At 71.3% G+C, this 18,289-nt stretch carries 19 protein-coding genes and 1 pseudogene; 12 read left to right on the top strand and 8 right to left on the bottom strand.

Translation table 11 applies throughout. The annotated features are described in order from the left end of the window. Positions 1 to 7 precede the first annotated feature (7 nt). The 5 genes from LWJ43_RS11540 to LWJ43_RS11520 all read left to right on the top strand — a co-directional run bounded on the left by LWJ43_RS11540 (position 8) and on the right by LWJ43_RS11520 (position 3,546). Positions 8 to 232, top strand: coding sequence for a hypothetical protein (locus LWJ43_RS11540; RefSeq protein WP_277332191.1), 225 nt, complete (start codon positions 8 to 10; stop codon positions 230 to 232). Next, positions 229 to 870 carry a pilus assembly protein TadG-related protein gene (locus tag LWJ43_RS11535; protein ID WP_346772009.1) on the top strand — a complete coding sequence of 214 codons (642 nt, stop codon included), beginning with the start codon at positions 229 to 231 and terminating at the stop codon, positions 868 to 870. Before LWJ43_RS11540 ends, LWJ43_RS11535 begins: the two co-directional genes overlap by 4 nt. Before the next feature lie 225 nt (positions 871 to 1,095). Then, on the top strand, positions 1,096 to 1,485 hold the full coding sequence (locus LWJ43_RS11530; RefSeq protein ID WP_277332190.1) for a hypothetical protein: 390 nt from the start codon (positions 1,096 to 1,098) through the stop codon (positions 1,483 to 1,485). An 8-nt stretch (positions 1,486 to 1,493) separates the two neighbouring features. Continuing rightward, positions 1,494 to 2,144: an OmpA family protein gene (locus LWJ43_RS11525; protein WP_277335864.1), complete on the top strand. Its 651-nt coding sequence runs from the start codon at positions 1,494 to 1,496 to the stop codon at positions 2,142 to 2,144. A 97-nt stretch (positions 2,145 to 2,241) separates the two neighbouring features. Continuing rightward, on the top strand, positions 2,242 to 3,546 hold the full coding sequence (locus LWJ43_RS11520) for a hypothetical protein (protein WP_277332189.1): 1,305 nt from the start codon (positions 2,242 to 2,244) through the stop codon (positions 3,544 to 3,546). Here LWJ43_RS11520 and LWJ43_RS11515 read toward each other — a convergent pair. Together LWJ43_RS11515 and LWJ43_RS11510 are read right to left on the bottom strand one after the other, a co-directional pair. Beyond that, positions 3,534 to 3,725 carry a hypothetical protein gene (locus LWJ43_RS11515; RefSeq protein WP_277332188.1) on the bottom strand — a complete coding sequence of 64 codons (192 nt, stop codon included), beginning with the start codon at positions 3,723 to 3,725 and terminating at the stop codon, positions 3,534 to 3,536. The genes LWJ43_RS11520 and LWJ43_RS11515 overlap by 13 nt on opposite strands. A gap of 11 nt (positions 3,726 to 3,736) precedes the next feature. Then, positions 3,737 to 4,020 (bottom strand): annotated as a pseudogene (locus tag LWJ43_RS11510) (Scr1 family TA system antitoxin-like transcriptional regulator); the annotation flags it as partial. Between LWJ43_RS11510 and LWJ43_RS11505 the strand changes: the two are divergent. Continuing rightward, positions 3,910 to 4,395 carry a hypothetical protein gene (locus tag LWJ43_RS11505; protein ID WP_277336069.1) on the top strand — a complete coding sequence of 162 codons (486 nt, stop codon included), beginning with the start codon at positions 3,910 to 3,912 and terminating at the stop codon, positions 4,393 to 4,395. The pseudogene LWJ43_RS11510 and the gene LWJ43_RS11505 overlap by 111 nt on opposite strands. Here LWJ43_RS11505 and LWJ43_RS11500 read toward each other — a convergent pair. Beyond that, the gene (locus tag LWJ43_RS11500) at positions 4,324 to 5,406 is read right to left on the bottom strand and encodes a hypothetical protein (RefSeq protein WP_277332187.1); all 1,083 of its coding nucleotides are present in this window, start codon (positions 5,404 to 5,406) and stop codon (positions 4,324 to 4,326) included. The genes LWJ43_RS11505 and LWJ43_RS11500 overlap by 72 nt on opposite strands. Before the next feature lie 243 nt (positions 5,407 to 5,649). Here LWJ43_RS11500 and LWJ43_RS11495 point away from each other — a divergent pair, with 243 nt between their 5' ends. Next, positions 5,650 to 7,947, top strand: a complete 2,298-nt coding sequence (locus LWJ43_RS11495) for a Tox-REase-5 domain-containing protein (RefSeq protein ID WP_277332186.1) — start codon at positions 5,650 to 5,652, stop codon at positions 7,945 to 7,947. Positions 7,948 to 7,999: 52 nt separating this feature from the next. Further along, the gene (locus tag LWJ43_RS11490; RefSeq protein WP_277332185.1) at positions 8,000 to 8,728 is read left to right on the top strand and encodes an Imm52 family immunity protein; all 729 of its coding nucleotides are present in this window, start codon (positions 8,000 to 8,002) and stop codon (positions 8,726 to 8,728) included. Positions 8,729 to 8,753: 25 nt separating this feature from the next. Here the strand turns inward: LWJ43_RS11490 and LWJ43_RS11485 are convergent, their stop codons facing one another. The 3 genes from LWJ43_RS11485 to LWJ43_RS11475 are packed head-to-tail and all read right to left on the bottom strand — an operon-like array spanning position 8,754 to position 11,810. Further along, complete coding sequence (locus LWJ43_RS11485; RefSeq protein WP_277332184.1) at positions 8,754 to 9,197, bottom strand: DUF3592 domain-containing protein; 444 nt, start codon at positions 9,195 to 9,197, stop codon at positions 8,754 to 8,756. Positions 9,198 to 9,217: 20 nt separating this feature from the next. After that, positions 9,218 to 9,796, bottom strand: coding sequence for a hypothetical protein (locus LWJ43_RS11480; RefSeq protein WP_277332183.1), 579 nt, complete (start codon positions 9,794 to 9,796; stop codon positions 9,218 to 9,220). 19 nt (positions 9,797 to 9,815) lie between these two features. Next, positions 9,816 to 11,810: a hypothetical protein gene (locus tag LWJ43_RS11475; RefSeq protein WP_277332182.1), complete on the bottom strand. Its 1,995-nt coding sequence runs from the start codon at positions 11,808 to 11,810 to the stop codon at positions 9,816 to 9,818. Positions 11,811 to 12,708: 898 nt separating this feature from the next. Between LWJ43_RS11475 and LWJ43_RS11470 the strand changes: the two genes are divergently transcribed. Continuing rightward, positions 12,709 to 13,896, top strand: coding sequence for a hypothetical protein (locus LWJ43_RS11470; protein ID WP_277332181.1), 1,188 nt, complete (start codon positions 12,709 to 12,711; stop codon positions 13,894 to 13,896). Positions 13,897 to 13,990: 94 nt separating this feature from the next. Here the strand turns inward: LWJ43_RS11470 and LWJ43_RS11465 are convergent, their stop codons facing one another. After that, positions 13,991 to 14,380 (bottom strand): DUF192 domain-containing protein, encoded by a 390-nt coding sequence (locus tag LWJ43_RS11465; RefSeq protein WP_277332180.1) that lies wholly within the window; start codon positions 14,378 to 14,380, stop codon positions 13,991 to 13,993. 104 nt (positions 14,381 to 14,484) lie between these two features. Here LWJ43_RS11465 and LWJ43_RS11460 point away from each other — a divergent pair, with 104 nt between their 5' ends. From LWJ43_RS11460 to LWJ43_RS11450, 3 genes are all read left to right on the top strand, one after another. Next, on the top strand, positions 14,485 to 15,276 hold the full coding sequence (locus LWJ43_RS11460; protein ID WP_277332179.1) for a prepilin peptidase: 792 nt from the start codon (positions 14,485 to 14,487) through the stop codon (positions 15,274 to 15,276). 71 nt (positions 15,277 to 15,347) lie between these two features. Next, positions 15,348 to 16,166 (top strand): class I SAM-dependent methyltransferase, encoded by an 819-nt coding sequence (locus LWJ43_RS11455; protein ID WP_277332178.1) that lies wholly within the window; start codon positions 15,348 to 15,350, stop codon positions 16,164 to 16,166. Positions 16,167 to 16,269: 103 nt separating this feature from the next. Beyond that, the gene (locus LWJ43_RS11450; RefSeq protein ID WP_277332177.1) at positions 16,270 to 16,725 is read left to right on the top strand and encodes a hypothetical protein; all 456 of its coding nucleotides are present in this window, start codon (positions 16,270 to 16,272) and stop codon (positions 16,723 to 16,725) included. A gap of 97 nt (positions 16,726 to 16,822) precedes the next feature. Here the strand turns inward: LWJ43_RS11450 and LWJ43_RS11445 are convergent, their stop codons facing one another. Continuing rightward, entirely contained in the window at positions 16,823 to 18,001 is a 1,179-nt protein-coding gene (locus LWJ43_RS11445; protein ID WP_277332176.1) for a winged helix DNA-binding domain-containing protein, read from the bottom strand. Positions 18,002 to 18,289 lie beyond the last annotated feature (288 nt).

The raw sequence follows: 18,289 nt of genomic DNA, 5'->3' as shown, positions 1-18,289 counted from the left end.
GAACACCATGAGCAAGCTGATGCTGAAGGCTTCCGTCAACGCCAAGGTCTGGGCGAACACGTCCGTCGAGCGCATGAAGGCCCGGGCGGACCGGGGCCAGGGCGCGGTGGAGTACCTGGGCATCATCGTGGTGGTCGTGGCGATCATCGGGGTGCTCATGACGACGAACTTCGGAACCACGATCGCGACGGCCATCACCACGCAGATCAACAAGATCACGGGCGCAGGCTGATCGTCAGAAGGACTCGTGAGGCAGGGCAGGCCTTCCCCATCTACATCATGGTGGTGGCGGGCCTGCTCTTCCTCGCGTTCGCTTACTTTGCTGTCGGGCAGGCTTCGATGAAGAGGAACGAGGCACAGACGGCCGCCGACGCTGCCGCCCTGGCAGCGGCGCAGGACGCGCGCGACGAGTGGAGCTGGCCGGGGGTGTTCGATTTCGGCGAATGGGACGACCTGCTGAGTGGCCAGGAAATCGGAAGCGGATCGTGCTCCGCCGGTGAATCGCTCGCGTCGCAGAATGACGCCCGTCAATTGACGTGCTACGGGGCTCTCTCGCCCGAGGCGTCGTACACGGTCACGGTCGAGACGAACAAGACGGTCGGAAGCTCGGTGATCGCCAGCACGAAGACGACGAAAGCCTCTGCGACCGCACGCGCCGTCATCGAGCCACGCTGCCGCATCGAAGAAGACACACGTCCCGCGCCCAGCCTCCCCGCCGATGACGACGACGGCGACACGGAAGAGGCCGAGGAACAGAAGGCGTACAAAGTTGTCTGCGACGATGTCGACGACTTCCGTATCGACCCGAAAAACCTTGACCTGCTGCCCGATCTGGCAGACCTTTTCTCCGTCCACCTGGCCGACAACTAAGTGAACGTCACCGAGAGGAACACGCCGATGCGTGCAGCCATGACCCGGATTCGCTTCAGGGGGGCCGCCGTCGCTGCCGCCTCCGTAGCCATGGCTGTCGTACTGACGGCTTGTGGGGGCGACGGGGGGTCGGACGAACCAGAAGGCAAGCCTGAGGGGTCTGCGCCTTCGGCGTCCAATCAGGATAGTGAGACACCTGCACCTGCTGAGGACGACGAGGGTCAGGTGCTGGCCTCGATCAAGGGCAAGGACGGCGTCGAGGCAGTCATCAGCTCGGTCAAGCGCGAAGCCGGTGGTTTCGTCACCGTGAAGGGCCGGGTCAAGAACGGGTCGAAGCAGATCTGGGCGGCGGTCGGCTGGCAGGGGATCGAGCAGGAACTGGTGAACAATGGCGCGTCCATGGCAGGGGCGACACTCGTGGACCAGCAGGGCAAGAAGCGGTACCTGATCCTCAGGGACACCGACGGCCGCTGCCTGTGCACCAAGTTCGAAGGGTTGACGCCGGGAGCGGAGGCGCCGTTCTTCGCTCAGTTCCCCGCCCCGCCTCAGAGCACCACCGAGGTCGACTTCCAGATCCCCACCATGCCCACCGCGACGATCAAGATCTCGGGGTGACGAACGTAATGCAGCCACCCACCCCCACACCGGTCATCCCGCGAGGCGCACTCCGATGCCGCATCGGTCTCTGCGCCGCCGCTGCCGTCGTGCTCGGCACCTCGACCCTGTGGGGTGCCACGTCGGCCTCGGCGGACGAGAACCCCACCGCTGTCCCGAGCGCCTCGCCCCCCGTGGAGGTCGACGCCAACTCGCCCGGTCTCATGCTCGGTGACGGTGCGACCCTCGGTGACGTCCGCGTACTCGACATCAAGTCCATCGTCGAGGACATGGGCGGCGAGGAGCGCCGCGAGGACACCAACGCCGACATCACCTTCGCCCTGCAGGCCGAAGTCCTCTTCGGCAAGGACAGCGCCAAGCTCAGCGGCGAGGCCACGGCCCGCATCAACGCGATCGCCACCGAGATCCAGACACAGAACGCCCCGAGGGTGCGTGTGTTCGGCTTCACGGACAACCTCGGATCGTCCGCTCACGGTGACGTCCTGTCCAAGCAGCGTGCGAACGCCGTCCAGGGCGTGCTCGCCACCAAGCTGCCGAGCGTCACCTTCGAGATCCGCGGTTACGGGGAGCAGTACCCGATCGCCAGTAACGACAACGAAGAGGGTCGTAAGAAGAACCGGCGTGTGGAAGTCTCCTTCCCGCGCACCAACGGCTCGTAGAGTCAGCACGTAGTCCCGGGGGGTTCGGCACCTTGGCCACAGGCCGTTGGCCGAGCCCTCCACGAATGGTTTCCCGTTTGTCGGAGGGTAGGAGCGAATGGTGTCGAGGCCCCGAGGCGGTGCTGCCGCCGGGGTGGCGGCAGCGCTCTGCGTACTGCTGCTGCCGACAGTCGCGGCAGCGCACCCGCGCTCGGACGACGCCCCAGGAGGCGCCGTCCCCTCGTACCGGCTCGCCGACGGAGCCGTGCCCGTCACCGGCACCGCGTCGAGCGCCGACGGCCCCCAGCTGGAGCGCGCGAAGGTCTACTCGGACACCATCTCCCCGGGCGAGAAGAAGTACTACCGCGTGCGGCTCGACGACACGTCCAGCGCCTTCGTTTCCACGGTCCTCGCCCCGCCCCCCGGTAGCGAGAGCGCCATCCTCGACGGCATCCAGGTCTCCCTGGTCTCGACCGACAACAGGTCGTGCGGTTCCAGCCCGGCCGTCTACTTCGGGGGCGAAACCGCCCGGCCGATCGCGGCCTACGCTTCGCGCCGTATCGGCGACAGCAGCGTTCCCTGCCAGGAGGCCGGGGACTACTTCTACACCGTGGCCTGGGCGGGGTCGAAGACCGGTGGGACGTCCAAGTGGCCGATCGAGCTGAGGTACATGTCGGAACCCGGCCTCAAGCCCGGTGCCGCCGAGCCCGAGGCGCCGACCGGCTGGAGCTCGAAGGCTCCGTCACCCGGAGAGGGCGGAACCCCGCAGAAGGTGAGCGGTGGCACGGGCTTCAACGACGCGGCAGCCGTGGACGACGGCGCCTGGAGGGACGACATCAGGCCGGGCGAGAGCCGCTTCTACAGGGTGCCGGTCGCCTGGGGCCAGCAGCTCTTCCTCCGCGCCCAGCTGGCCAACACCACCTCCGACGGATCGTCCTTCACCGCCAACGGGCTGCGCCTCGCCCTGTACAACACGGCCCGTGGCCGCGTCGCCGACAAGAGCACGGGCTATACGGGTGCCCCCACCGGGGTCGATCTCGGCACGGCCCCGGCCGCCTACGCGAACCGGTTCGAGGGTGACACCGACGCGGAATCGGCGATGCGGTTCCAGGGCTGGTACTACGTCCAGGTGAGCCTCGACCCCAAGGTGTCCGGCAGCGTCCCCCTGACGCTGGACGTCGGCATCGAGGGAACGGCACAGCAGGGGCCGGCGTACGACGGGGACGCGGCAGCGGCAGGCTTCGGCCTCGGAGACGCGGACGGCTCGACCAGCGGTACGTCCTTCCCCATGCGGGCGCTCGGATTCACCGGAATCGGCGTCGGAACCGTACTGGTCCTGGGCCTGGGCGCCTGGCACCTCCTGAGCCGTCGCAGGCACCCGGCCGAGAGCCGTACGGACACGGAGCCCGCCTACAGCAGGTGATCGGCCTTGCCGGCCTTGATGTCCCTGATCATCTGCTGGAGGGCTTCGCGGCTGTCGGTGAGGTGACGATCCTCCTGTCCGAGGACGGCGATGAACGCATTGCCCTCGGTGTCCGTCCCCAGCCGGAAACAGTTGTTTCCCTCGCCGCAGTAGGGCTCTTCCCAGTTGATCTCGGCCATCGTGAGACTCCTCAAAGTTGACGTGCGACGACGTGGATGAAGTCCCTTGACTCAGCGGCGCCCAACGCCGCCTCCTCCATCCAGTCCAGATGGGCTCGGTACTTGGTGAGCTGCGCCTCCGCGTGCATGAACTCCGGGCCGTGCGCGGAATCCAGCTGCACCGTGTCCAGCTGAGGCACCACCCGTGCGCGTAGAGAAGGGCGTGCCCTGCGCCAGGGAAGGCTCCGCGGTCCACCGGGACGACCCGCAGCTCGACGTTCTCGCGCTCCGATGCCTCACACAGATGCGCGAGCTGGCCACCGCCGCCCTGCCCACGTACGGGTTCCGCTCCCATGCCTGGCCGGTCACCCACGCCGTCACCGAACTGATCGCCGTCAACGCCGCACTCACCCCCGGCCGGGACCTCTACCTCTCTCTACGTCAACGTGACGGCGCCCTCCGCCTGGTCCTCTGGGACCAGCACCCCCGCCACGCCGACCCGGACGCCCTCGCTGGCTGCGAGCTTCGCCGCCGCCGGGCGCTCTGGTTGCTGGCGGCCGTCGTCGACGACTGGGGCGGCAGTGGGGGCTCGCCGGTGCCCAGCCACCGCACACGGGTGTCAGATCCTGGGTCGTGCTGCCGCAGTAGGTGGAAAGAGAGCTGGTTCGGACGAAACGCCACAGGCGGCTGAAGAAGAAGTGCCGGATTCCCTGGGGAAGTCGCTCTCCAGCCCGTCCAAGGCGGCGCGGACCTCGGCGACGAAGCGGTCCGGGTGGCGGAAGACCTCGGTGGCGGTGAAGCGCAGGATGCGGCGGACCTCCGGGCAGCTCTGCAGTTCGTTGAAGCGGTGGAGGTCCAAGGCATGCGCCTCGCGGGTCCAGTGGAAGGCATACCCCTCCACCTCGACCACCAGTCCCTGGGCGCGGAAGAGGAAGTCGGGGCGGAGCGAGCGGCCCGACGCGGTGCGCAGAGCCGCCTGAGCGACAGGGCGCAGGCCCGCGTCGTGCAGGCGGAGGCGCGCGATGGTTTCGGCGGGCGAGCCGGAACGGGGGTCGAGGAGGGGCAGCCAGGCACGGGCACGGGTGGAGCCCGCGCGGCGGGCGGTCAGCTCCGTCCGCAGGGTGGCCGTGTCGAGCAGCGCGGGCCGGCGAACTCCTCGGACCGTACGGGTGCTGAGCGCGGAGTCCGCGGCTGTGACTGCCTCGTCGCGCGGGAGGCACCGTATGAGGTCCCCGACCGTGCGCGCCGGAGCGGTCGTGCACAGGCCACGGCGCACCGTCCGGTCGGCGGGGCCGAGGGCCATCTGGTGCACGCGGACGCCGGGGCGCTGGTACACGCCGGGGCGGGGGTCGGTGAACTCCGCCTCCGGGCGCGGGCGGCCCAGCAGCTCCACCAAGTGGAGCGCGGCGGCCGTCCGGTGGCTGCAGACCAGGTGCGGCTGCAGCTTCTGCGCGACCCAGGCATGGGTCAGCCAGTCCACCAGTCGGCCCGGGGCCGCCCAGGCGCCCTGGTGTACCCGCTGCCAGCCGCCCTTGTGCAGGCGTCTGTTCAGCAGCCGCGGCGGCCAGTCGGCAGCCAAGGCCGTCGAGATGAGGAGGATGCCGCCGATCGCCAGGGCGGCCAGCTCCCGCAGCTCACGGTCACGGCGGCAGGGGCGGGTCTCCCTGGCATCAGGCGGGGTCCATGCGTTGATCCAGCTCATGCGCCAACGATCCACGATCGGGGCGTGAGCTGCACAAGCCTGTGGATAACCTGCGTTTTTGGGCCCTGGGGCCCATGCCTGCCGCCTCTCCCTTGTGGTCCGATGGCCCGGGCGGGTGAACTTTCGCCTCACAGCGTCTGGTTGGGGGCCGGGATGTCTGGTGCAGGGGGATTCGCGGCGTCGGGGGACTTCGGTGGGGTGCCGGCTCCGACTGGCAGGGCCCCGCTGCCACGGACGTTGCAGGTGGTGCTGCTCCTTGTGCGGACCTTGTTCGTGTTCACGGTCGTCGGAGGCATCGGCGTACTCCTCCAGGCGTCGTCGCTCGACGCCATCGACGGTGAGCTGCTCGGGCTCCTGCTGTACGCGGCGCTGCCGGGTACGGCCGGGTTCGCCCTCTCGCTGTACGTGCGATCCGGGGACACCTGGATCTGGCGTGGACTCGTCGCCGTACACGGGTGGTTCGTGCTCGGTGCGCTGGCGACGCTGGGTGGCGACGACGGAGCGCGGGGCGTACCGCAGCTGGTGATCCCGGTCGTCACCCTGGTCCTGCTGCTGCGGCGCAGTTCGCGTGACTGGTTCGACCTGCCGGCCGCGCAGCGGATGGAGCACCGGCCGTTCAGCGTCGCGCGGCTGATCAGATGGCGCCGGGACGGTGGCCAGTCCGCGGTGGAGTACCTGGGTCTCATCCTGATCGTCGGCGCGCTCGTGGGTGCGCTCCTGATGACCGGTATCGGCGGTCAGATCAGTGGAGGGCTGCGCAGCGCCATCTGTGAAGTGACCGGCAGCGCCTGCCCGGCACCTGGGGGCGAAGAAGTGGCCGCGGGCGACGGGCCCGATTCCGGCGAGAAGCCCGACCCAGGAACCGGGGATTCCGGCACTGCCGGGGCAGACGGCGCGGCTGGAGGCACCGGGGGAGCCGCTTCGAGTGGCACCCGCGGGGGCGCGACCGGGGGAGCGGAAGGTGGCACCCACGGCGGCACGACCGGCGGCACCCAGGGCGGCGCGACCGGGGGAGCCGAGGGCGGCACGACCGGCGGTGCCACGGATGGCGCCACCGGGGGTGCGACGGATGGCGGCACCGGCGGATCCGGCGGCGACGCCGACGCCGTTGTGCCCGTCGGTGACGGCGGTGACGACGTGGACGCCTCGGAAGGGGCGGACGGCGGCGGTCCGGGGAACGGCGTCACCGACGACGAGGAGAAGCCCGGAGAGAGCTGCACCTCGGGGGTGGGCGCGTTCTTCTCCTGCGCCGCGCATCAGACCGGCGGGTTCTTCACCGGGGTGTTCGCCAACGGCCTGTGGGGAGACGTCACCGGCACGTTCGACACCGTCCTCCACCCCGTCAAGGCGTGGAACGGCCTGATGGACTACGGCAAGAGCCTCGGCGACAAGTGGTCCCAGGACTCGGCGGGCGCCGGTGACAAGTGGTCCGACGGCGACTACCTCGGCGCTGTCTGGGACTGGACCAAGGCCGGCGGCGGCACCGGTGTGAAGGTGCTCGACGACGTCTTCATCGGCGACGAGGTCCGGGACCTGTGGAAGGACGGGAACGAGGGCCAGGCGATCGGCACCGGCCTCTGGAACATCGGCTCCCTCTTCATCCCCGGCTACGGCGAAGCCAAGCTCGTGGGAAAGCTGGGGAAGCTCGGCAAACTGGGAAAGCTGGGCAAGCTGGGCGAGGTGGCCCAGAAGGCCTCCGAAGCCGCGGCGAAGGCCAAGAAGGCCGCCAAGGCCGGCGACGTGGACGGTGCCGAGAAGGCGGCCGCCGAGGCGCAGAAGCACGCCGACGACGCGGCGGACGAGGCGGGCCTGACCGGCTGCACCGTCGGACTGGGCGGTCTCCCGCGGGTTCCGTACGCCACAGGAGGCGGCGGAGGCACGGGCACCGCCACCATGGCCGCGGTGCGGGCCTCCGTGCCCGTCGGGTTCCTTACCCAGCAGTGCGACGAGGTCGACCCAGAGAAGAAGGAAGCCGCCGAAGAGGCGCAGCAGCAGGCCGACGAGGCCAAGAAGGCGGCTGCCGAGGCCAAGCGGAAGAAGGAGCTGGAGCGGGCCAGGAACCAGCCGAAGCCGGCGTGGTACAAGGACCTCAGGAATCCGCGGGCGGGATCGAAGGACGGCGGCACGGGCGCCTGGACGAAGATCAAGCCCGGCGTCTGGAACTACCCGACCGAGATGGGCGCCCGCTACCAGGAGCAGATCTCCAAGGTGACCCGCGGCAAGGAGTACCAGGTCCCACTCGACAAGCTCACCGGGAAGCCGGTCGACTTCGACGGCTGGGACGCCGCGAGGGGCACCTATCTGGAGGCGAAGTACGGCTACCGGGGCAAGGACTTCTACGACGCCGGGACCGGGGAGCTCACCCCCAAGGTCCAGCAGCGCTGGGCGGACCAGGCCACCCGGCAGGTGGACGCGGCGCGCGGCAAGCCCGTCGAGTGGCACCTGTCCGATCCGGACGTAGCCGAGGCCGCGCGGGAGCTCTTCGAGGACCGGGGCATCGACGTTAAGGTGATCAACACGCCTGACGATGTGACGGGGTGAAGGGCCGGCAGGAGCGCGCGCCGGAGCTGTCGAGAAGGCCGAGGAGAGCATCGTGCTGAACGTCGTCGTCAACGGATTCTGGGGCGCCAGGGAAGAGGACCCGCAGGCGATCGCCCAGCGGTGGTACGACACCCTGGCGCGGCTCCGGGACATCGACGGCGGGACGTTCCACGAATGGCACGAAGCGGGGGACGGCATCCCGTCCGACCCTCTGCTGATGCCCTCCGTCCCCGCTCTGGCCGACTACGTCGTCCGGGAGAACACCGGCCCTGACCTCGACGTGGTGGGCTACGGGGCATCCCTGTGGGCGCACAACCAGGAGGCGGCGAAGGTGACCTCGGCCGTCCGGGCAGGTGGCTCGTCCCCGTACGTCACCCGCTCCGTCTCGGTCTCCTTCCGCTCGCGCACGGTGGACGAGGACGCGGACGTCATCCGCCGCACACCGGAGATCCTGGCGGTCATCGGCGAGGCGTGGGACATCGACGCGGGGCAGGTGTACGACAGGGCGCTGTACAGGGCGGTGGCCGGCCACTTCGGCCTGGAGAACTCCGATCCCCGCTGCGGCAGGGCGGTCTTCCTCTCCGAGCGACGGGCCGCACTCGCCCCCGAGGGGCTCCCGGGCGCGTACACCCCGGTCGCGAACGGCGGGCTGGTCATCGACCTGACCCGGGGCGGTACGCGAGCACCGTCCACGGAGACCGTCATCGGCGTCAACGAGGAGCTCCGGGCCACCGGCGCGCTGGAGCCGCTCACCGTGCCCTTCGACCGTGCGAAGCTCTGACGGACCGGCCTGTCGGCCCGCTCCCTCAGCCCACCGTCACCGCGAACGCGCCCAGCAGTCCCAGTGAGAACAGACCCAGTACCGCGGCGAACACCGCCGGCATCAGCAGCGGGCCCCAGGCCCCCGGTCCCGCGACCGTGGCCCTGAGGTCCGGGGCCGCCGGGTCGTAGGAGACGCGCACGGGGGCCCCGACCTCGAAGCCGAACGGGCCCGGGGCGTGATCGGTGAACTCCACCTCCCGGCCGTCCGGGGTGCGGAAGGCGAAGACGTACTCCGTGCGGTAACGGTTCTCCGTCCCTGTCCCGCGTTCCTCCACGCGCCGGTCCGAGCACCTGCCCTCGGCGCGCTCGCCGCGCCGGACCAGCCGCAGCACGCGGTACAGACGCAGGCAGGAGCGGATCGCGAACACGCCGAGGAACACGCCGAAGAGCAGCAGGAAGGTGGCCGTGCCACCGGGCAGTACATCCATGGACAAGGCTCCGCTGAGGGTCACTTGACGGTGATCGACGCGACGAACGAGTCGAGGTCCGCAGGGCTGAGCGCACCCTTCACCGCGTTGATCCGGATGGCGAACGGTACGTCCTTCGAGTCGACACCGGCCACCACGACGCCCGTCATCCGCGTCCCCCCGGCCGGGGTCGACTCCTCGCCGCTCGAGGTGAACTCGTAGTCGATCCTGCGTGCTTCGCGGGCGCTCTCCGCACCCGCGAGCCGCACGTCCCGGGTGTCCTCGCGGGTGGCTCCGAGCCCGATCCCGGCGCCCGCGGCTGCGGCCGCCTCACCGGCGTCGCCGACGCCCGTGGCGAAGTGCAGCTGGACCGAGACCATTCCGGTGCGCACACCCTTGTCCTCCTTGAGCGCGACGGCCGCGTTGGCCTTGCTGCGCTCGGCGGCGGGCTGCGGCGCGTACCCCTGGTCCTCGGGGTAGCCGACGGACACGCTCTTCGTGTCGAGCGTGCCCCAGCCGTCCGGGACCGCGGCGGCCTCCGGGCCGCCGCAGCCGCTGAGCAGCGTCAGACCGAGGGCGGCGACGGCCGTGCCGGTCGTCCTGGACTTCGTCAACGTCATCGCCTCTTCGCGTGGGTGGTCACTGCGCGCAGTAGCTGTACGGGAGGTAGGTGCGCTTGTCGCCCTGCGGAGCTCCGAGGAACCGCGCGTCCGTCAGTGTCTCCTCCTTGTGCTCGTCGGAGACCGAGAACCCGAGACTCATACCCAGGGAGACCTCGAAGCCGAACTCCTGGGCGTCCGTCTCGCCGTGGTACTGCATCGTGCTGGACAGGCCGTCCTGGAACATCAGCTGCTCGAAGGGGTCGGTCCCCGCGGGCTTCTTCTGCAGGGACCGGTCGCCGAACATGTACTCGAACGGGGCGGTGTTGTCGCCGGAGCCGTCCAGCCACTGCTCGGCGAGGGCGCGCTTGTCCTCCGTGGCCTGGTCGGTCTCCTTCCCGAACACGATCGAGTTCGTCTCGACCTCGATGCCCGTGTCCCCGGAGGAGTCCGTCACGCTGCCCTTGCCGCCCCGCTTGTCCTTGTCCTTCTTGCCGTTGTCCCCGCCGGCCTCACCTTTGTCGGACGTCGAGGTCTTCTCCACCGTCTTCGTCATGTCGATCCGGACGATCTTCCCGGTCTTCTGGTCCCGGGTGACGGTGAGGGCCCCGGTGCGGGTGTCCTTCGCGCCGGCGGTGCCGCCGAGCGGGCCCGCGTTGCCGCCCACCTTGCCCTCGATCTCGAGCTTGGCGGTGTAGGTGTACGACTCGTTGCCGTTGACGTCGTCCTTGGTGATCGTGACGTCCGGCGAGAACTTGGCCTTGCCGCCGAGCTTGGCGCTGAGCTTGTTCTCGTCGCCCGGTTTCAGGGAGAGGCCCCCGTCCGCGTAGACGTTCAGCCCGATGGTCGAGTAGGAGATCTTCTTGTCGCCGATCTTCTTCTCGATGTCCTCCTTCTTGTCCGCCCACTTCATGCCGGAGTACCAGCCGCCGCCGTAGCCGCCGCTGTGCTTCATCGAGGTCTCCCACATCTTCATCTCCTCGATGTCGTCCCTCATCTTCTGGGCGTCCGCCTCGCTCCTGAACACCCAGGTGTCACCATTGGTGATCTTGATGCCGCCGCCGATGTCGACGTCCGCCTTGCCGAGGCTGCCGAGTTTGACGCCGGGCGTGCTGGCGTTGACGCCCGCGGAGGCGGCGTCGGTGAACGTCATGTAGACGAGCTTGTCGTTCTCGTCGACCTTCCCGTCCCCGTTCACATCGGTGTTGGCCTGGGCGACCTTCTGCTGGAAGCCGTACTCCTCGCCCCATTCGAACCAGCCGATCTTGACCTTGCCGCCCGCCGTGTCCGAGACGTTCGATATCTGGCAGAGCTTCGGTTCGTAGTCGGCGTCGGTCTTCGGCCCGGCGGTGCCGTCACCGCCCGTCGTGCAGCCGCCGCTGCCCCCGGTGAGCGAGGTGATGGCACAGCGGATGCCCTCCCCGATCCGTCCCCCGAGTCCGGCCAGGGCGAGCGCGCCGATCAGTGCGACGACCAGGACGATGACGCCGAGGTACTCGGTCGCCGTGGCGCCGCCGTCGCGCCAGTCGTAGGAGCGTCGGGACGAGGACGAGGACGAGGGCCCGTCGTCCCGGTCATCGAGGAGCCGGTCCAGGGCCAGCCCCACGGCGGAGCCGGTGACCATGGCGACCGCCGGCATCATGAGGCCCTCGGTCCCCACGACGTCCCAGGCGACGGCATAGCCGTACGCGAGTCCGGCGACGGGCACGGCGAGCGAGCCGAGGAGATGCAGCGGGCGTGAGTCGCGGTGGCGGGCGGGAAGTACCCGGGCGGCTGCCAGGACCGTCAGCACGGTCACGAGCACGGCGGGCAGGTGCAGCAACGCCAGTCGCCAGCCATAGAGTTCGAGCCGTTCGTCGGTGGCGAGGGTCTCGACGAGCGCGCGAGTCATCAGGAACCCGGCGACGACGTAGACGAGGGCGCCGGCCGCCCAGCTGAGGCTCAGGGGGAAGAACCAGCCGCCCCCGCCGCTGCCGTGGCCGCCCGTTGGTACCGGGCCCGGGACCCTGCTTCCCCAGTCGCTGCCACCGCTCACGGTTCACCTCTCCCCGACACACCCTGTTGTCCCTCGGGGCGAATGTATGACCGGGAACCCGTGCCTGACCTGGGCCCCCGGCCCCAAATACGGGCCCAACTCCGCCCGTTCGCCGCCCGGCCGGGGACGTGCAGGACCCGCGGATCCGATGCGGCCGCCCGGTGAACGCGGGGGCGGTGCACGTCGGACAGACGTGACCAGGGGCCCCGCTTCGCGCGGTCAGCGTCGATGACGTGTCTCGTCCTGAGGTTGTGCGTCGTCGGTCGCGGAAGAAGGTGCCCGAGGAGGAGACCGCCCCGGGAAAGGGCGCCGAAGCCGTCGGGACGTGGTCCGGCTGGTTGCAGCTGCGGGTGGTGAGGGGCGGTGCGGGCGCCCGCCGTCATCTCCTGGAGCTGCTCGCCGGGCACGGCAGGACGAAGAGGATCCGCCGCCTCGCGTCCGGGTCCGCGGCGGACCTCCGCGAGCGCCGGCCCACGGCACGGCCGAGCGCTGAGGGCCCGGGTGGGGCGCGCCCCCGGAACCGGCCGGGAGGACTGAGCCCCGGGTTGGGTCCCTGGGCCCAAGACGCGGGGCCGCCGGGACATTAGCGTCAGCGCCGCAGGTGATCGACGCCCGTCCCGGCGTACCCCCACGGCGCCGGGCCGGGCCGCAACCGGAAGGTGGCCCCACGTGCCCACGGCGCAGCAGCTGACCCCGTGACCATGGGTCTCGACGGCGCCCAGGACCTGAACCGGTGCGGCACGTCGATGCAGCTGAAGCTGATCCAACCGTCGCTCCGCTGGCCGACCGCGGGCTCGGCACCCGGCCGGATCCGCACAGCGAGGTCCTGAGGGCAGGAGGGGGCCCCCGCCGGGACCCGTGCGGTGAGCCGGGCGCAGGCAGGGCCATAATCGCCCGTATGCCTGATCAGCTCACGCGCTGCCGCCCGGAGTCGCCCGGAACCCGCGGCAATCGGCACCGTGCCATGGCTCTGCTCACCGCCGCCGCCCCCGCCCTCGGGGCCTACGCGGCGGTCAGGGCCCTCGGGCTTCTCGTCCTCCAGGTGTCGGCGTCGGCCGCCGGGAAGGACGCCCTGCATCTGCTGGGAGGCCGCTGGGACTCCGTCTGGTACCAGCGGATCGCCGAGCACGGCTACGGCCACACCGTCACGCTCCCCGACGGTGGCGTCCACCCCGACCTGGCCTTCTTCCCCCTCCTCCCTGCCCTGGAGCGCGGCCTCGCCGCCGTCACCCCGTTCACCGTCCAGGGCGCCGGCATCGCCGTCGCCTGGCTGGCCGGGCTCGTCGCGGCCTGGGGGATCTTCGCCGTCGGCGCGCGGCTGCACGGAGCGCGGACCGGGATCGTGCTGGCCGCACTGTGGGGCGCGTACCCGACGGCGTTCGTGCAGTCGATGGCGTACACCGAGACCCTGTTCACCGCCCTCGCCGCCTGGTCGCTGTACGCGGTGCTCCGGAATCGCTGGATCGCCGCGGGCGCGCTGTGCGTGCTCGCCGGACTGACGCGCCCCTCGGCGGCCGCGCTCATCGCGGCGCTCGCCCTCACCGCCGCCGCCGTCCTCGTGCGGGAGTGGCGGTCGGGCGGACGGCGGGGTCTGCTCCGGCGGAACGCCCGCATGCTGCTGGGGGTGTGCCTGGCACCGCTGGGATGGCTGGCCTACGTGGTGTTCGTCGCCGTCCGCGAGGGCGGCCCGTTCGCGTACTTCGACGTCCAGGCGCAGTGGGGCAACAGCATCGACGGGGGCCGGGCGCTCGCCGCGTTCATTGCCGGGCTGCCGCTCCCCGCCGCTCTCGGGCTCTGCGCCGCGCTGGGTCTCCTGGGGTGGCTGGTATTCCTGTGCGTACGGCAGCGGCAGCCGCTCCCCGTGCTCGTGTACGGAATCGCGGTCGTCGTCGTCTCGCTCATCGGCTCCGGCTACTTCGGCTCCCGGCCGCGCCTGATGATGCCCGCGTTCCCCCTGCTCCTGCCCCCGGCCGTCGCCCTGGCACGGCTGCGCACGACGCTCCGCACCGGGGCCGTCGTCGCGGCGCTGGCCCTCGGCTCCGCCGCGTACGGGGCGTGGACGCTGCTGGGGCCGGGGCCGCCGTGAGTTGGGCCCACGGGCCCACGGGCCTACGGACCCACGCGCCGGAGCCGCGCCGGCTTCCTGACGTCGACGACGCCCGAGGCCCCGGCCGCACGCGTCACCGCACAGGCGGCGAAACCTCCGTGACCGGAACCGAGACCCGGACCCTCGTCCCGGGCCGCAGTCCCCACCCCTCCATCGCCCCGGCTTCCGACTCCACCACATGACGGGCGCGGAACCTGGGCCGGCCGAGCCGGCCGGGCTTCATCGTGCGGACCGCCAGGACGTTGAACCCGCGGTCCAGGTACGCCACATCGATGGTGAACCGCATCCGGAACGTGTGCACGCTCCCGCACGGTGTGATCAGCAGGGCGCCTTCGACGCCGTCCGCACCGAGCAGCCCCCGCGCCCGCGCCCGGTAGGAGGCGGCTATGCGCAGGGGCACCTCCCGTACCTCGGAGGCCGAACCGACCGTCAGTGTCCCGCTGCCGTCACGCCATTTCCCCATGGGAGCCGACCGTAGCCCTCCCCGCCCGCGCGTGGGTCCCGAACGGGCCGCAGTGGGCCCCAGGACCCAAGACCCCGCCGTGCGGGCCGGATTAGGGTCGGATCGTGGACGCCACACTGATTGCGGTCGCCGCGCTCTGGGGCGCCGCCGCCGGACTGCTGCTCCCGCGCGCCGCGTACCGCTTCTCCGTCGAGCCCGAGGAGCCCTGGCGGGACGCCTGCCCGGCCGGGCACGCGCTCACCGGGCCCGCCCGTGGCTGGCTCGGTCCCGCCAGATGCGCGGCGTGCGCCGTGGCCGTCCCCTCGCTCCCGGCAGCCGCCGCCCCCCAGGCCCCGGTGCCCGCCGGGCAGGGCCGCTACGCCCCCTCCGCCGCCGCCCCGGTGGTCACCCTGCTCGCCTGCGTCGCCCTCGCGGCCGCGGCAGGGGCCCGCCCCGAGGCCGTCGTCTGGGTGCTCCTGGCGCCCGTCGCCGTGCTCCTCGCAGTCATCGACCGCCGCGTCCACCGGCTCCCCGACGCGCTGACCCTGCCCCTCGCCGGCGCGGCGGCGGTGCTTCTGGGCGGAGCCGCCCTGCTGCCCGGACACGGCGGCTCCTGGACCTCCGCACTCCTCGGCGGGGTGGCACTCGGAGGCTTCTACTTCGTCCTCTTCCTGATCAACCCGAACGGCATGGGCTTCGGCGACGTGAAGCTCGCCCTCGCGCTGGGCGTGGCGCTCGGCTGGTACGGCTGGGCGGTGCTCTTCGCGGGAGGCTTCGCGGGATTCCTGTTCGGCGCCCTGTACGGGGCGGGTCTGATGCTGGCCCGGCGCGCGGGGCGCAGGACCGGTATCCCGTTCGGCCCGTTCATGGTCGCCGGAGCGCTGATCGGCCTGTTGTCCGGGGGCATCGCCTCCTGAGCCTCACCCGGCGCACGGACATACGGAATATGGGATCGCGCCGGGCCGTGCCGGGCTGACACCCTGCCCGTGTGACCGGATCATCCGCACCTCTCGGCTCCTCCGCCTCCGACGCGCGCTTCGACGCCCTCGTGGCGGAGGCGGACGCCGTCTCCGTCGACGGCTGGGACTTCTCCTGGCTCGACGGACGGGCCACCGAGCAGCGCCCCTCGTGGGGGTACGCGCGCGCCATGGCGGGCCGGATGGCGCTGGCCGGGGCCGCGCTCGACATCCAGACCGGGGGAGGGGAGGTGCTCGCCTCCGCCCCCGTGCTGCCGCCGCTCACGGTGGCCACGGAGTCCTGGCCGCCCAACACGGCCCGCGCCGCCGCGCTGCTCCGTCCCCGCGGTGCCGTCGTCGTCGCGGACTCCGACGAGCCGCCGCTGCCCTTCGCCGACGACGCCTTCGACCTGGTCGTCAGCCGCCATCCGGTGAGGGCCTGGTGGGACGAGATCGCCCGGGTGCTCGCCCCCGGAGGCACGTACTTCTCCCAGCAGGTCGGCCCGGAGAGCGTGTTCGAGCTCGTCGAGTACTTCCTCGGCCCCCGCTCCGCCGAGGAGCGCGGTGCCCGTGACCCGCGGCGCGCACGGGAGGACGCGGAGGCCGCCGGGCTGGAGGTGACGGACCTGCGCGCCGAGCGGCTGCGCGTCGAGTTCCTCGACATCGGATCCGTCGTCTACTTCCTTCGCAAGGTCATCTGGATGGTGCCGGGTTTCACCGTCGGTGCCTACCTTCCCCAACTGCGATCCCTCCATCGCCAGATCGAGGAGGACGGGCCTTTCGTCGCGCACAGCGCCCGCTTCCTGATCGAGGCGCGGAAACCGGCTAGGGCGCCAACGACCGTACGCTGAGGGCGCCTTCACAGGCTGCCGATGCAACGGCATCCCCTGCTCCTCCGTCCTACCCATGAGTAGTGCGATTCTGGTGGTTGAGCGCACAACGAAGGAGCAGGTCATGTCGGTGGGAAGGGAAATGCCGGGCGGAGAGATCAGCCCGCCGGCCGGCCGTCTGCGCCACGGGAAGGCCGACTGGCTCACGGGCGCGCGGATCACCGCCGTCCTCGGCCTGTTCTACCGGCCCGAAGGGCGCGCAGGGGAACCGGAGGCCGTCGAATTCGTCCTGGAAGGAGGGCAGTCGGTCCTGCTGACCTGCGCCTCCGACCACACGCTGAGCATCACCTCCGGAGCCTGGCCCGGCCTGCCCGACTGGTGCGTGCCCGCGGGCCAGTGGCAGTTCGAGCAACTGAGCCGGCTGCCGCCCCCTCCGTACGGCGGTGCCTGGACGGTCACCGGCACACAGGAACGGCGTGACGAGCACGGCGAGGTGCGCGAGGCGGTGATCCGGTGCGAGAACGGCGACTTCGCGGTCGTCGGAGGCGACACCGTGGCGATCCGCTTCCTCGCCCGCTGAGCCCACCGAGTCCGCTGAGTCCGCTGGGCCCGCTGAGCTCCCTGGGCCGCGCTGGGCCCGCCGGGCCCCTGAGTCCGCCGAGCCCGGCGAGCCCCTGCTACGCGTGGCCGCCCACCGTCACCTTCCCCACCACGAGCTCCGGGGTGCCCTCCATCACCTCGCCCAGCCTCTCCACCTGTTCCCCCAGTGCCCGCGTCCGCCCGGCGTCCAGCGGGCTCAGCGGCTCCACGGTCACCGTGATCCGCCGGCCCGAGCGCCGCTGGTGCCACACCCCGGCGACCTCGCCGTCCACCAGCAGCACCGGGAAGTTGCCCGCCTGGCCGCCGGCCAGCGCGCGCTCGTACGCAGCGCCGGGGAAGAGGCGCTCGCGCGGCTGGGAGGCGATGGTGAACGCGTCGAAGTAGGGGAGCAGCCGCACCCCGCGCGGCGCCTCTGCCGGGAACCGGGTGTCGCCCGCCACCACCCACGCCGCCCCGCGGTCCTCGAAGGCCACCTCCTCGATCTCGCCGGCCCCGGCCTGTTCCCCGAAGAGCCGGCCGGCCCAGCCGCGCGGTGCCGCGAGCCACCGCGCGAAGTGGGCCGGGGTGGCGGGACCGTACGCCAGCAGATAGCGGCGTACGAGCGCGGCCGTCGCCTCCCGCTCGGGCATCGGGACGGTCCCGGGGTTCGTGTACGTGGCCTTCCGGCCCCGGTTCGGCGCGTAGGACAGGGCCCCGCGGTGGCCCGCCAGGTGCAGCACCTGGCGCCAGCGGGGCCACATTCCCTGGAACGCGGGCATCACGGGGTCACCCGCCCAGGGTCCGGTACGGCCGATCACCTCGTCGGAGAGCTCGTCGATCGTGAGCTCGGCATCCTCCAGGGCGTCGGCGACGGCGGCCACGACCACCTCGACCTGGGCCGGCGTCATCCGCGCGTCCTTGGAGAAGGGGCTGCTGCCCGTCGGCACGGCCGACAGGGCTCCGGTCCACATCGGTAGGTCCTCGGCGGGCAGCAGATGCACGGTGCCGCGCGGGCCGAACGTCTTGACGAGGGTCCGGTCGGTCCACAGAGCAGTCCGCACATCCGTGCGTGTCGTCCCCGGGGAGCGGAGCCCGACCGAGAGTTCGGCGGCGGACAGAACCTGCGCGTGTGCCCCGAGCATCGCGGCGACGGCCCCCGTCACGCCGTGGGCGGTGCGACGGGCGGACGGGGCGCTTCCGGCGGGGAACTGCCTGTCCAGCCGCCGGGCGTTCGCCCGGGACCAGCTCACGGCGGTCTTGTGGGTGCGTGTCGTCATGGGCCGAATGTAGGACGGCAATAGGACGGAATCCGTCCTCGAAGACTGCGTCCCGGCGCCTTTCGCATGCGCTTGGAATGTGCCCGCAGCGCATTCCGATGAATTCGGAGAGTAATTATTCGGTGGCGTGGCACGCAGCAGCACTTACGAAGGGTTATGGTGGAAACCCCCCCTCGGGCCGGTCCGTACCCCCCCCCACGGACCGGCCCGTTTTTTGCCCGGACGACTTCCCGGGTGTGTGGCCTTTGTGCAGGGCCGGTGGTGTTCCTGTGCGCGACCCGGTAAACC

Origin of the sequence: Streptomyces sp. JH34 (assembly GCF_029428875.1) — a bacterium.
Lineage (GTDB): Bacteria > Actinomycetota > Actinomycetes > Streptomycetales > Streptomycetaceae > Streptomyces.
Note: the sequence above shows the minus strand (reverse complement) of the source record. Positions and strands in the feature narration are given on the sequence as shown.

Coding starts and splice junctions, on each gene's coding strand:
- LWJ43_RS11540 (WP_277332191.1), top strand. CDS start 8: ATGAGCAAGCTGATGCTGAAGGCTTCCGTCAACGCCAAGGTCTGGGCG.
- LWJ43_RS11525 (WP_277335864.1), top strand. CDS start 1,494: ATGCAGCCACCCACCCCCACACCGGTCATCCCGCGAGGCGCACTCCGA.
- LWJ43_RS11520 (WP_277332189.1), top strand. CDS start 2,242: ATGGTGTCGAGGCCCCGAGGCGGTGCTGCCGCCGGGGTGGCGGCAGCG.
- LWJ43_RS11515 (WP_277332188.1), bottom strand. CDS start 3,725: ATGGCCGAGATCAACTGGGAAGAGCCCTACTGCGGCGAGGGAAACAAC.
- LWJ43_RS11500 (WP_277332187.1), bottom strand. CDS start 5,406: ATGAGCTGGATCAACGCATGGACCCCGCCTGATGCCAGGGAGACCCGC.
- LWJ43_RS11485 (WP_277332184.1), bottom strand. CDS start 9,197: ATGGATGTACTGCCCGGTGGCACGGCCACCTTCCTGCTGCTCTTCGGC.
- LWJ43_RS11480 (WP_277332183.1), bottom strand. CDS start 9,796: ATGACGTTGACGAAGTCCAGGACGACCGGCACGGCCGTCGCCGCCCTC.
- LWJ43_RS11470 (WP_277332181.1), top strand. CDS start 12,709: ATGCCTGATCAGCTCACGCGCTGCCGCCCGGAGTCGCCCGGAACCCGC.
- LWJ43_RS11465 (WP_277332180.1), bottom strand. CDS start 14,380: ATGGGGAAATGGCGTGACGGCAGCGGGACACTGACGGTCGGTTCGGCC.
- LWJ43_RS11450 (WP_277332177.1), top strand. CDS start 16,270: ATGTCGGTGGGAAGGGAAATGCCGGGCGGAGAGATCAGCCCGCCGGCC.
- LWJ43_RS11445 (WP_277332176.1), bottom strand. CDS start 18,001: ATGACGACACGCACCCACAAGACCGCCGTGAGCTGGTCCCGGGCGAAC.